This window comes from Ensifer sp. 22460, from assembly GCF_052044935.1.
Taxonomy (GTDB): Bacteria; Pseudomonadota; Alphaproteobacteria; order Rhizobiales; family Rhizobiaceae; genus Ensifer.
Map to the genome: position 1 here is coordinate 25792 of NZ_JBQENZ010000024.1, position 12053 is coordinate 37844.

The window sequence follows — 12053 nt, forward strand, 5'->3', positions numbered from 1 at the left end:
GGAACCTCTTCTCCCTTAGCTCCAGTGAACATTCCCAATTCCCATGCGTTTGCACAATGGGCCGAAACAGGCTATTTTCTGAACATATCATCCAAGATTTTGGACGAAATATGGATCTCTCGCTTATCGACTGCTTCGTGAAAGTTGCCGATTCCCGTTCTATTTCAGCGGCTTCCAGGCGGTATCGGCTGCCTAAGTCGACACTCAGCCACAAGATCCGCCAGTTGGAGGACGAGTTCGGCATCGAGCTCTTCGTGCGGGAAGGTCACCAGCTTCATGTGACCGATGCGGGCGCGGAATTCCTGCGCTATGCGCGGCTCATCCAGTCGAATTGCGACGATGCGGCAACCGCAATGGCCGAGATGCGCCAGGAGGTCGCGGGCACGCTGCGGGTGGGTTCGACCGGCGAGTTCGGCACGACCATCACGTCCGAGCTGCTCTACGCCTTTCGCCAGCAGTATCCGCAGGTCAATCTCGACGTCGTCTTTCTCCCCTCGCGTCAGCCGTTTTCCGATGTCACCGAACAGGCGCTCGACGGTATCTTCCACTGGGGCGAGCCGTCGGATGTGGATTACATCAGCCGGCGGCTTTCGGTCTCGTCCTACGGTCTTTTCGCCAGTCCGCAATACATCGCCCGCCACGGACAGCCGGAAAATCCGGACGAACTTGCCGGCCATCGCGGCCTCGTCTTCCGCCAGCCGACGCGGCTGCAATCCTGGTACCTGACGCAAGCCGGCGAGGACGAGGTGGACCTGCTGCCGGCTGCGACCTGCACCACCAACGACTACTGGACGATCAAGTATTTCGCGGTGGCAGGCGAGGGCATCGCCTACCTGCCTGACTTCTTCGTCGAGACCGAGCGGCAGGCCGGCCTGCTGGAACCGGTGCTTTGCGACTGGCGCTCACCGCAGACGGCGATCAACCTCATCTATTCGCGCCGCCGGCACGTGTCGAAACGCTTCAAGGCCTTCGTCGATTTCTGCATCGACTTCTATCGCGATCGGGATCGGGTGAAGATCCCGCGCTATTACGTCGAGCGGGTCAGCCTTTGACGCTGGTCGTCGCCTAGCGAAGCAATGTAGGCAGCATGCTCGCGCCATCGACATTGCCGCCGCAGAGCAGCACGACATTGGTCTGGCCGGCGTATTTTTCGGCGACCTGGCGGAAGCCGGCGAGCGCGAGGGCTGCAGCCCCTTCGACCAGCATATGCTCGTCAAGAAGCAGCTCGCGCATCGACGCTTCGATTTCCGCCTCCGTGCACGTAACCACCTCGTCGATGACGGCCATAGCCAGCGCGAGCGTGACACTGTCTTCATCCAGGCCACCGGCGACCGCCTCGGCGAGTGTATCGAGATGTTCCGTCTCGACGACGCGACCCGCGTTTATCGAAGCGGCAAGTGCTGCGGAATTGGCGGCGGAAACGCCGATGACGCGAGTGTGCGGGCTGAAACTCTTCAGCACCGAGCCGATGCCGCTGATCAGCCCGCCGCCGCCCATGGCGACGAAGACATTGTCGATGCGTTCGGTCTGTTCCAGCAGTTCGAGCCCAATGGTTCCCTGTCCGGCGATGATCTCACGATCGCTGTAAGGCGAGACGTAGACACGCTTGTCCGATGCGGCCAGCCGCTGGGCTTCCTGTTCGGCGAGCCCTGTTTCGCCGCCGTGGAGAATGACGTCGACGCCATAGGAGCGGATGCGTTCGAGCTTCGCCGCCTTGACGATCTCGGGCAAGACGACGGTCAGCTTCTGACCGATCGCGCTTGCCGCATGGGCAGCACCGATGCCATGGTTGCCGGAGGAGGCGGTAATCACCCGCTGATCCCGCGGCAGCGACGTCATCTTGCTGGCGGCACCTCGGATCTTGAAGGAACCAGTCAACTGCAGGTTCTCCGCCTTGAACAGCACAGTCGAAGACGTTTGCCGTCCGATTGCGCGGGAGGGGATCAGCGGCGTCTCATAGATGAACGGACGGATACGCTGGCGCGCCTGTACGGAGCGTGCTGCTGTTTCGAAAATGTCTTTGTTCATGATCGTGCTCCTTCAGCGCGCCCAAGCAGACCGAGCGCAGCGAGCGCGGCACGGGTGATGGCGATATCCTGTGTCGCGATCCCCGTCAGGTCGGCGATGGTGATGTCTCCGTCCGAGCGCCGACCCTTGGTCGCACCGGAAAGAACCGCTCCGAGCGCAACGCAGCGCCCTTCGCCGATCGATCCTGCCCGCGCAGCGGCGGAGAATTCGCCGTGATCTAGGCATTGCTCGGAGAGATCGACGAAAAGCCGATCGGCGCGGGCAACGAGCGCGATGTCGAGCTCCTGCTTGCCCGGCGCATCCGCACCCATGGCGGTGATGTGCGTGCCGGGAGCGATCCAGTCCGACCGGATCAGCGGCTCTTTCGAGGGTGTCGTCGCCACGATCGCATCGGATTGGCGGCACAGCGCTTCCAAGTCGGTTGTCGCCTCGATGGCAAGCTCAAGGTCTGCAAGATCGGCAAGCACAGCGGCTACTTTTTCCGGCGACCGTCCCCAGACCGAGAAATGAAGCTTTCGATCCGAGAGCGCGGCGAGCGCGCGGATCTGGACGCGCGCCTGCGTACCGGTGCCGACGATGCCGACCGAGCGGGTGTCGCTGCGCCACAAGGCCATGGTCGCGATGGCACCGCCGATGCCGGTGCGCAGATCGGTCAGCATCCCTTTATCGTCGAGCACCGCGACCACGTCTCCAGTCTCGGCGGAGACCGCAACCATCATGCCGTTGCTGGATGGCAGCCCCCTGGCCGGGTTGTCATAGAAACCGGACGCGATCTTCACGACGAAGATCGGATCGCCTTCGATGTAGCCATATTTGATGTGGCAATCGGCATTGCGGCCGATGAGCGGCAGGTAGCCGACCGGCGGCAGGTTGGCGCGGCCATCGGTCACAGCAATATAGGCGTCGCGGATCGCCGGGGCCGCGAGTGTCAGCAGGGGCAAGGATGCAAGTTTTTCGCGGTCGATGACGATCACGGCGCGCTGCCCTGGCTCAGGTATTTGTAGACGGTCGCCCGGCCCATGCCGAGGATGCGGGAGATGTAGGAGGCGGCGTTCTTGCCGCCGAAGGCACCATCGGAGGAAAGGGCGATCACCAGCGCCTGCTTGTCGGTCCGGCTCATCGTCGAGATCGTCAGCGCGCGGGCCGTCGTCCATTGCTGGACATACTCGTTGACGCGCTCGTGCCAGTCTTCCTTGAACAGGCTCTCCGGCTTGTCGCTGCTTGCAGGCACGCGGACAAGCGCGTTGAGGGTCCTGAGTGCGGCGTGAAAGTCCGAGACATCGGCGTTGATGCAGAGCACGCCGATCGCCTTGCCGTCTGTACCTCGCAGCACAGCGCTGATCGCTTTGATCGAGCGGCCGTCCCAATTGACCTTCTCGTAGGGACCGATGACCCCGTCCGCTTCCTTGAAACCGATTTCGCTGAGCAGCGAGGGTTCGCCGATTTCCCGCTTGGAAAAATTACCGGCGATGTGGATCACGGTTTCGGTTGCGAGATCGTGCAGCACGACTTCGGCATAGGGCTGGAACAGCAAGGCGATCGCGTCGCAGACCAGCATATGCGGGCGGAGTTCGGGATTCACGGCCTTTCCTTTCTTCAGGAACCGTCCTTAAATCACCCGTGGACTAAAATGTCCATATTGGATTTTACGTCCGCACATTTCAAAAACCGCGACAGCGGCGTGCGAGATTTTCGCACGCTGCTATTGGAACTGCCGATGGGAGAGTGGGGATCAGGGTTGGCGCACGCAGGTAATGCGGGCGCCGGAATGGGCTCAGCCCTTGTTGGGGCCGCCGCGCCAGGTGCACAGCAGATGATCGAGCGACAGCTTGCCGGGACCGGAAGCCATGAGGCCGAGTGCCATTGCCGCCCAGGTGATGTGGATGGGCCAGCCGTCCGGAACGGTCAGTTGCACGACTGCGGTCATCACCAGCAGCCCGAGCGCGGCAAAGCGGGTTGCCAGACCGAACACCAGCAGGATCGGCAGAAGGATCTCGGCCGAGCCCGCGGCAAAGGCCATGACCGCCGGTGCGGGATAGGGATAAGGACCACCGGGAAGATGCAACTGAAACTCCGAACTGAAGAGCAGCACCGCGACATCGTTCAACTGTAGGAAACCGTCCCATTTGCTCATGCCGGACCGGAAGAACGGCACGGCCAGCCCAAAGCGCAGGACGAGTTGCGCGAGCCAGAGGGGAGCGAGCGCGCCGACCGCCCGGTTCGCGCGGCGGGCCAAGTGCGACAGGTCGGTGGCATTGACGCTGTTTCGGGAGCTGGATGCGGACATCATGGTTTCATCCTCCGTAATGAATGGCCGAGAAGGCGCCGGCCTCGAGCGCCGTTGCGATGGCGGTGGCGAGGTCGAGCGAGGGATATTGGCTTGCTGCTTCCGTTGCCGCCGTGGCCAGGGGAACACCTGACAGCAGGCGGTCGAGCAGAATGTCCGCTCCGGGTGTGAGGTTGCGGACAGCCACCTCCAGTTCCGGGCGGGTGATCAGCGCGCTTTCCGGCGCCAAGGACTCGATTCGGTCGACCGGTCCGCTCGCCCGGTTGACGGCAAAGATCGTCACAGCGGGATAGTCGGATGGGACGATCCGGGTCGCCGGGTGCGCCTCGAAGACGGCGTCGCCGAGCCGGTCCGGCGGAACGGCGGCGAGTGCATCTGGCGTCAGCGCCGACTTATCGGCGGCGTGATAGGCATCGAGCCAGGCGCGTTCGATCCGCGCCACATCGGCAAGCCAGGGCATCGCTTGGGCGTACTCGTAGCGCGCGATGAAGTTGGGAAAGTCCCGGCCGTATTCGAAAAGCAGCGGCGAGGTCGGGGGCGTTTCCCGCACGTGAAAGCGGGCCATGGCACGAAAGAAGGTTTCGCCGGTGATGCGCTCAGTCGCCGGGAAGGTCGCCGCCAGCGCCTCGATCAGGCTGACGGTGACGTTGTTGCGGTAGACGTTGAAGCGCTTGACGGCCGCCTTGCCATTCGGGCCGGAGACCAGCGTCGGCGTCTGCCGTTCCGGATCAAGAAGCGGCGGCACGAAGCCGGCGACATAACTGCCGGCGGCGCCAACGCGCGCGGTGGGTAGTCTGCTAGGCGCTTGCACGGAACTTCTCCCGTGACGCCACCTGCGCATGGCGGTCAAGGATCCGTTGTGCGGCCGTCGCCTCGCGCTTCAGCACCGGCCAGTCGGGAATGGCGCTGTCCCATTCGATCAGAGTCGGGATGGGGCCGGTCCGAGCGATGACCATTTCGTAGAGTTTCCAGACGGCATCGGCGACCGGCCCGTCGTGGCTGTCGACCAGCAGCAGTTCGCCCTCGTCGTCCTGCTGTTCCGCGTGCCCGGCAAGATGGATCTCGCCCACATGCTCCAGCGGAAAGTCGCCGAGATAGTCGAGCGCGGAATAGCCGTGGTTGGTGGCCGAGACGAAGACGTTGTTGACGTCGAGCAGCAGTCCGCAGCCGGTGCGTTTTACCAGTTCGCGAATGAACGCCGTTTCGCTCATCGTCGATTCCCGGAAGGTGACATAGGTCGAGGGATTTTCGAGCAGCAGCCGGCGGCCGATCATCTCCTGGACCTCGTCGATATGATCGGCGACGCGAGCGGCGGTCGCCTCGGTGTAGGGCAGCGGCAAGAGGTCGTTGTAGAAGGTGGTTTCGTGGGTCGACCAGGCGAGATGCTCGGAGACAAGGGCCGGTTCATAGCGGTCGACCAGATCCTTGAATCGGGCGAGATGCGTCTTGTCCAGCGGTTGTGGCCCGCCAATCGACATGCAGACGCCATGCAGTGAGACCGGAAAGTCCTCGCGGATGCGGGTAAGTGCTGCATGCGGCGGACCGCCGGCGCCCATGTAGTTTTCCGCATGAACCTCGAAGAAGCCGCCCGGCGTATCATCGGCGAGGATTGCCGGCAGGTGCTGGTGCTTGAAGCTGGTTCCCGCCAGCCCGGCGATTTCATGTTTCGGCAGACGCTGGCTCACCAAGGCAAACCGGCCGCCGTATCCTGTCGAAGTGCTCATCGCCAATCCCGTTCAGTATTCGAGTGCTTTTCAGTGGCGGGCTGAAGCGCCACCGTTTGGTGAAAGCCTGTGCGGAACGGGACGCGATTGCCCCGCATCCCGTTCCGCTCTGTGGTGGATCAGGAAGGCATGTCGCGGGCCAGCGGCTGCGGCGAGCCCTTGCGACCGTCGGGCAGTTCCATGGTCGTGCAGGTGCCGCCATCGACAAACTTCCAGGCGTTGCCCTGATAGTCGACCGTGGACGTGGCCTGGCAGGTCGTGCCCGGTCCGGCGGCGCAATCGTTGTGACCCTTGAGGGCGACGCCGAAGCACTTTTCCTTGCCCGCATCCATCGCGCTTTTGACCTGTGCTTCGGTGAGCGGCGCTGCGGTCGCGAGCGTCGACAGGGCGGCCGCAACCGCGCTTGCGAGCATTGCGCTGCTGATTGTGGACTTCATGGACATCATTCTATCTCCGTGTTGAACTCATCCCGTGCGTCCTGTCTCAGGCGCACATCAGGTCTTTCGTCGCGGAGACAGGGGGCGTTACATAACGTTGGCAACACGCTTTCGTGATGCGTTCGCGAGCGGTCACGATGATGTCAGCCGGCTTGACAGCGCTGCCCATGCGAATTTGGGATGAGTGTGTAACAAACGCCTGGAATCAGCGAATGGGGAGGAAAGGCGCGAGTGAGCGGCGCGGAGGACGAACATCTCGCAAGTTTGCTTCGCCAGGCCTTGGCCGGTGACGAGAAAGCCTATGGCGACTTCCTGCGTGATGCTGCGCTCGTAATCCGCGGTTGGGCGAGGCGGTGGACCGCGGGCGGCGGCGTCGATGCGGAGGATATCGTCCAGGAGGCGTTGCTGGCGGTGCACGTCAAGCGTCATACCTGGCGAGGCGATGCGCCTGTTATCCCTTGGCTCCATGCGATCGCCAGGCACAAATTCGTCGATGCCGTCCGGCGGCAGGCCCGCCGCCCGACGGTGGGCATCGACGAATATGAAGAAACTCTTGCGAGCGCCGAATCCGAAAAGGCCCGCGATTGGGAGATCGGCCGGGCGCTGGAGGGCCTCGCGCCCGGGCAACGGGCAGTCGTCAACGCGATCTCGATCGAAGGCTGCACGATCGCCGAAACGGCGCAGAGACTGGATATGAACGAAACGGCGGTTCGCGTGGCGCTTCACCGCGGCCTGGCTGCAATCGCCCGCCGATTTGGACGAAACTGACATGGACACGAACGATCTCATCAAAGCTCTTGCAGCGGATATCCGGCGGCCCGGATTGTCTATGAATACTGTGTGGCTGGGCGCCGCAAGCGGGGCGCTCATGCTCGCCGGGCTCGTCTTCTTCATGATGCTTGGGCCGAGGCCGGATATCGCCGCCGCTGTTGAGACGCTGCGCTTCCTGTTCAAGTTCGTGGTCACCGGTGCCCTCGCGGCGGCAGCCTTCGCAGCCATGCGCGTTGCGGCCTGGCCCGAAGCCGAGTTGCGCAAGCTGCTGCCCTATCTCTGCGTCGCGCCGTTGCTGGTGCTCGTTGGTGTCGCGCTGGAGCTGATCGCCCTGCCGTCTGATACCTGGGCTGCAAAACTGATCGGCACCAACAGCGTGCTTTGCCTGACCTTCATTCCTCTGATCGGCTTGGCGCCGCTTGCGCTCTTCCTGCTGGCGCTGCGCCACGGCGCGCCATCGCGGCCGGCGCTTTCCGGTGCGCTGGCGGGGCTTGCCGCAGGTGGCATCGCTGCGACCTTCTATGCCGCCCACTGCCCCGACGACTCGCCGCTCTTCGTCGCGACCTGGTACACGATCGCGGTCTTTGGCCTGACGCTGCTTGGAGCCATTGGCGCGCGTTTGGCCGTCCGCTGGTAGCAGCGCCGGCCAGCCTCCGATCGGATTGAAGCGGTGGTGAAAACAAAAAAGGCCGGCAAGGCCGACCTTTTCCCGTTCGCTGCGTCACACTGCCAGTACATCCGTGGTCAGGGTTTCCGCGCGAACTTCGCCCGGAGCCTTCGGATGAATTCCGGCGGGCTCCACGGGCAATTCGATGATGCCTATGTGTGGTGCCCGGCTACGGTTTTCAAGCCTTTGGTCCAAAAACGCGGTGGCACCTTCGTTTCCGGTACTTCCACTAGCAATGGATGCTGACGCCATGTTCGTGCAGGAGCGCAACGAGGTGCTCGTCCGGCAGCCTGTCGGTGACCAGCGCATCGATGTCGGCAAGCGACGCAAGCCGGACGAGCGCCCGCCGGCCAAATTGCTGCTGTCGACTGCGAGAATGACGCGCTCGGCCTGGCGCATGGCGGCCGAGACGGCGGCGACTTCGGCGTGATCGTCGTCGCCGATGTCGGCGCTGGTCGAAGCGGGCATCGACTTCAACATCGCGCCGGACGCGACCTTTGGCATCAACTACACCGGGCAGATTGCGTCGGGCGTCTCCGACCACGGCGTCAACGCCAAGCTCAAGGTGAGCTTCTAAGGCTCACGCCGAGCAGCAGAGCATTGCAAGGGCTGACCTTGCTCGAGGATTGGAACGCCGCGCGGTAATGCGCGGCGTTCTCGACGTTCGCGATCTGCGTCCAGCGACTGTTGCAAACCGGCCGCAGCCGCGACGATTGGCGCCATGGCAAGATTTCTGCACTTGGCGGTTGCGCCCGATTCGCCTATAGGTCGTCATCCGGCAACCAATCAGGGAGGTTTTAAAAGATGCCAGCTTTTTCTTTCTCCCTACGGGGCGGCGTACAGTTCTGAGCTGGACGCAGAAGGGCACTTTCGCCTTTCCGTCTTTTCCAGGTCGGAGTTCGTCTCGCTGACCTTGGCCCTTCCTCCCCGGAGGACGCTGCCAAACCAATGATGCCGCATCGGAAGCTGGGTTCCTTTTTTCGGCATACTCCGTTTTGAATCAGTTTTGAGGCCGATGCATGGGCATCGGGCAATCGTTATGGCTTTTACTCGTTTCGATCTGCGCGGCGGTGCGTTCCGCAGCGTTCTTGGTTTCACTTGGGTCCATTGGAAGCGGCAGCCGCTGCGGATCAGTGTCATCCTTGGCATGGTTCTGCTGTCAACGCTCGCCGACGTCCTGACGCCGCTCTATTCCGGCCGGCTTGTCGACGCCGTCGTCTCCGGTGCGGCAGCCGATCAGCTTGCCTGGAATGCGGCACTTGCTGCCTTCTGGATGCTGATGGCGCTCTCGCTCGGCGCGATCATACTCAGGCACTTCACCTTCCTGGGCGTCACCGATCTGACGCTCAAGATGATGGCCGACATCGCGTCTGCCGCCTTCTACCGCATCCAGCGCTTCTCGACCGACTGGCACGCCAACAGCTTTGCCGGTTCGACGGTGCGCAAGGTGACGCGCGGCATGTGGGCGCTCGATCTGTTGAACGACACCTTGCTTGTGGCCCTGTTCCCGTCCGTCGTAATGCTCGTCGGCTCGACGGTGCTGATGTCGTTCTACTGGCCGATGATGGGTGTCATCATCGGTATCGGTTCGATCGTCTTCATCGTCGTGACGATCCTCCTGTCGCTCGGCTATGTCGCGCCGATGGCAAGCCTTGCCAACCGATGGGACACGAAGCTCGGCGGTGCGCTCGCGGATGCAGTCAGCTGCAACATCGTCGTCAAGGGTTTCGGTGCCGAAGGCCGGGAGGATGCCCGCCTCGCCAAGGTTCTTGCCAAGTGGCGGGACCGCACGCGCAGAACCTGGATACGCGGCACGACCAACGGCACGACACAGGGAGCCATGCTGCTCGTCTTGCGCGCGGCGGTGATCGGCTTTGCGCTCCTGTTGTGGTCGCGCGGGCAGGCAACGGCCGGTGACATCACCTTCGTGCTCACCTCGTTCTTCATCCTGCAGGGCTACCTGCGTGAAGTCGGGCAGCACATCCGCAACTTGCAGCGCTCGATCAACGACATGGAGGAGCTCGTCGACATCCATGGCCAGCCGCTCGGTATCGAGGACAAGGCGGACGCCAAGCCGATCCGGATCACCGATGGCCGCATCGAGTTCAAGGATGTGACGTTCCACTACGGTGCGCACCGCAAGCCGCTCTACGACCGGTTCTCGGTGACGATCCGGGAGGGCGAACGTGTCGGTCTCGTCGGGCATTCGGGCTCGGGCAAGACGACCTTCGTCAAGCTGATCCAGCGTCTGCACGACCTGAAATCCGGGCAGATCCGGATCGACGGTCAGGACATCGCTTCGGTGGCGCAGACGTCGCTGCGTCAGCAGATCGCGATCGTCCAGCAGGAGCCAATCCTGTTCCATCGCTCTCTGGCGGAGAATATCGCCTATGCGCGACCGGACGCCACGCAGAGCGAGATCGAGAAGGCGGCGAAGCTCGCGAGCGCCCACGACTTCATCACGTCCCTGCCGAAGGGCTACGGCACGTTGGTGGGCGAACGCGGGGTAAAGCTCTCGGGGGGCGAGCGGCAGCGCATCGCCATCGCCCGTGCGTTCCTGGCGGATGCACCGATCCTGATCCTGGACGAGGCGACCTCGAGCCTTGATTCGGAATCGGAGGTCTTGATCCAGCAGGCGATGGAGCGGCTGATGCTCGGGCGCACGACTTTGGTGATCGCGCACCGCCTGTCGACGGTGCGGGCGCTCGACCGGCTGCTGGTGTTCGATCATGGTCGGATCGCCGAAGAGGGCACGCATGACGCGCTGATCCGTCTCGACGGCGGCATCTACCGCGGTCTCTTCGAGCGCCAGGCGCTGGAACTGACCAAGGGTCTGGTGTTGAACGACCAGTAAGCCGCCTCTTTTGGAGGCACCTTCAAGTCCTTTCGCCGCGCCTTTGCCGGGTGCGGCGAAAATCTATCGATCTATCGGCTGAGCCAGCGGTCGATGCCGCGGGCGGCGGCACGGCCGGTGGCGAAGCAGGCGGTCAGCAAATAGCCCCCGGTCGGCGCTTCCCAGTCGATCATCTCTCCCGCAACGAAGGTGCCGGGCAGTGCCTTCAGCATGTAGCTTTCGTCGATCGAATCCCACTGAACTCCGCCTGCCGAAGAGATAGCTTCGGCGATCGGCCGCGGGCGCAACAGCGGTATCGGCAGCGCCCTGATCAAGGCAGCGAGATCAGGTGGACCCATCCGGGCGGCTCCGGGCGCCAGTTCGCGCAACAGGGAGGCCTTCACGCCTTCGAGCCCGGCTCCCTTGCGCAGGCGGTTTGAGAAGCTGGTCTTGCTGTCGAGGCGGCCAAGGTCCTTTTCCAGTCTCGCAACGCTTCTTCCCGGCGTGAGATCGACCACCAGGTCGGCCTCTTCGCCGCGCGCCAGCCGATCTCTGAGGGCGGCCGCATGGGCGTAGACAAGGCTGCCTTCGATGCCGTTCCTCGAAACGACGAATTCACCAGGAACCGTCCCGGCCGCGGATGTGGCGGTGATACCCTTGAGGGCGGCACCCGAGAAGCGGTCGCGGAAGGTTTCGCTCCAGTCGACGTCGAAGCCGCTATTGGCGGGTTGGAAACTGGCGACGGCCACGTCCCGCACGTCCAACCAGGGAACCCAGGCGGCATCAGATCCGAGGCGGGGATAGCTCGCGCCGCCGAGTGCGAGCAATGTCGCATCGGCACTCACAAGCTTTTTGCCATCAGGTGTGTCGAAGGCGAGTTCGTTGCCCTCAAAGCCTGTCCAACGATGTCGGGTCAGGGTCCGGACCCCACGACCTTCCAGCGATTTCAACCAGGCGCGCAGCAACGGCGACGCCTTCATGACCTCGGGAAAGACACGTCCCGACGAGCCGACGAAGGTCGCGGTTCCCAGCACCGCCGCCCATCGCCTGATATCATCGGGCGTGAAGGCATCAAGCGCCGCGCGCAGCCGCGGCGACGCGTCACCGAAACGTTCGGCAAAGACGGCGTAGGGTTCGGCATGGGTAATGTTCAGGCCCGACTTGCCGGCGAGCAGGAACTTGCGCGCGACGGTCGGCATGCTGTCGTAGACGGTGATCGCGTGGCCGCGCTCCGCCAACACCTCCGCCGCCATCAGCCCGCTTGGCCCGCCGCCCACAATGGCGATGTTCTTTTGTCCCATGCGCT

At 63.3% G+C, this 12053-nt stretch carries 14 protein-coding genes; 6 read left to right on the forward strand and 8 right to left on the reverse strand.

Annotated features, from left to right (window positions below; genetic code table 11):
• The first annotated feature begins 110 nt into the window (after positions 1 to 110).
• On the forward strand, positions 111 to 1052 hold the full coding sequence (locus tag ACTJKM_RS25760) for a LysR family transcriptional regulator (protein WP_058327332.1): 942 nt from the start codon (positions 111 to 113) through the stop codon (positions 1050 to 1052).
• A 13-nt stretch (positions 1053 to 1065) separates the two neighbouring features.
• Here the strand turns inward: ACTJKM_RS25760 and ACTJKM_RS25765 are convergent, their stop codons facing one another.
• The 7 genes from ACTJKM_RS25765 to ACTJKM_RS25795 form a co-directional block, all read right to left on the reverse strand.
• Entirely contained in the window at positions 1066 to 2028 is a 963-nt protein-coding gene (locus tag ACTJKM_RS25765; protein ID WP_113514791.1) for a pyridoxal-phosphate dependent enzyme, read from the reverse strand.
• Entirely contained in the window at positions 2025 to 3002 is a 978-nt protein-coding gene (locus ACTJKM_RS25770; protein WP_162764808.1) for an ornithine cyclodeaminase family protein, read from the reverse strand. Before ACTJKM_RS25770 ends, ACTJKM_RS25765 begins: the two co-directional genes overlap by 4 nt.
• Positions 2999 to 3610 (reverse strand): helix-turn-helix transcriptional regulator, encoded by a 612-nt coding sequence (locus ACTJKM_RS25775; RefSeq protein WP_245296101.1) that lies wholly within the window; start codon positions 3608 to 3610, stop codon positions 2999 to 3001. The genes ACTJKM_RS25770 and ACTJKM_RS25775 overlap by 4 nt, the downstream gene beginning before the upstream one ends.
• A 192-nt stretch (positions 3611 to 3802) precedes the next feature.
• The gene (locus ACTJKM_RS25780) at positions 3803 to 4318 is read right to left on the reverse strand and encodes a DoxX family protein (protein WP_058327329.1); all 516 of its coding nucleotides are present in this window, start codon (positions 4316 to 4318) and stop codon (positions 3803 to 3805) included.
• Between the two features lie 4 nt (positions 4319 to 4322).
• A complete protein-coding gene (locus ACTJKM_RS25785; RefSeq protein ID WP_058327328.1) occupies positions 4323 to 5126 on the reverse strand; it encodes an HvfC/BufC N-terminal domain-containing protein in 804 nt (267 codons plus the stop codon).
• Positions 5113 to 6039: an MNIO family bufferin maturase gene (bufB, locus tag ACTJKM_RS25790; protein ID WP_058327327.1), complete on the reverse strand. Its 927-nt coding sequence runs from the start codon at positions 6037 to 6039 to the stop codon at positions 5113 to 5115. Before bufB ends, ACTJKM_RS25785 begins: the two co-directional genes overlap by 14 nt.
• 119 nt (positions 6040 to 6158) lie before the next feature.
• Positions 6159 to 6482 (reverse strand): BufA1 family periplasmic bufferin-type metallophore, encoded by a 324-nt coding sequence (locus tag ACTJKM_RS25795; protein WP_058323170.1) that lies wholly within the window; start codon positions 6480 to 6482, stop codon positions 6159 to 6161.
• 225 nt (positions 6483 to 6707) lie between these two features.
• Here ACTJKM_RS25795 and ACTJKM_RS25800 point away from each other — a divergent pair, with 225 nt between their 5' ends.
• The 5 genes from ACTJKM_RS25800 (at position 6708) to ACTJKM_RS25820 (ending at position 10768) form a co-directional block, all read left to right on the forward strand.
• Positions 6708 to 7244: a sigma-70 family RNA polymerase sigma factor gene (locus ACTJKM_RS25800; protein WP_058327326.1), complete on the forward strand. Its 537-nt coding sequence runs from the start codon at positions 6708 to 6710 to the stop codon at positions 7242 to 7244.
• Between the two features lies 1 nt (position 7245).
• Positions 7246 to 7884, forward strand: coding sequence for an NrsF family protein (locus ACTJKM_RS25805; RefSeq protein WP_058327325.1), 639 nt, complete (start codon positions 7246 to 7248; stop codon positions 7882 to 7884).
• Positions 7885 to 8164: 280 nt separating this feature from the next.
• Positions 8165 to 8344 (forward strand): hypothetical protein, encoded by a 180-nt coding sequence (locus ACTJKM_RS25810; RefSeq protein ID WP_176907510.1) that lies wholly within the window; start codon positions 8165 to 8167, stop codon positions 8342 to 8344.
• A 12-nt stretch (positions 8345 to 8356) separates the two neighbouring features.
• Positions 8357 to 8491, forward strand: coding sequence for an autotransporter outer membrane beta-barrel domain-containing protein (locus ACTJKM_RS25815; protein ID WP_440638286.1), 135 nt, complete (start codon positions 8357 to 8359; stop codon positions 8489 to 8491).
• A gap of 462 nt (positions 8492 to 8953) precedes the next feature.
• Positions 8954 to 10768, forward strand: coding sequence for an ABC transporter ATP-binding protein (locus ACTJKM_RS25820; RefSeq protein ID WP_058327323.1), 1815 nt, complete (start codon positions 8954 to 8956; stop codon positions 10766 to 10768).
• A gap of 71 nt (positions 10769 to 10839) precedes the next feature.
• Here the strand turns inward: ACTJKM_RS25820 and ACTJKM_RS25825 are convergent, their stop codons facing one another.
• Complete coding sequence (locus ACTJKM_RS25825) at positions 10840 to 12048, reverse strand: TIGR03862 family flavoprotein (protein ID WP_058327322.1); 1209 nt, start codon at positions 12046 to 12048, stop codon at positions 10840 to 10842.
• Positions 12049 to 12053: the final 5 nt, after the last annotated feature.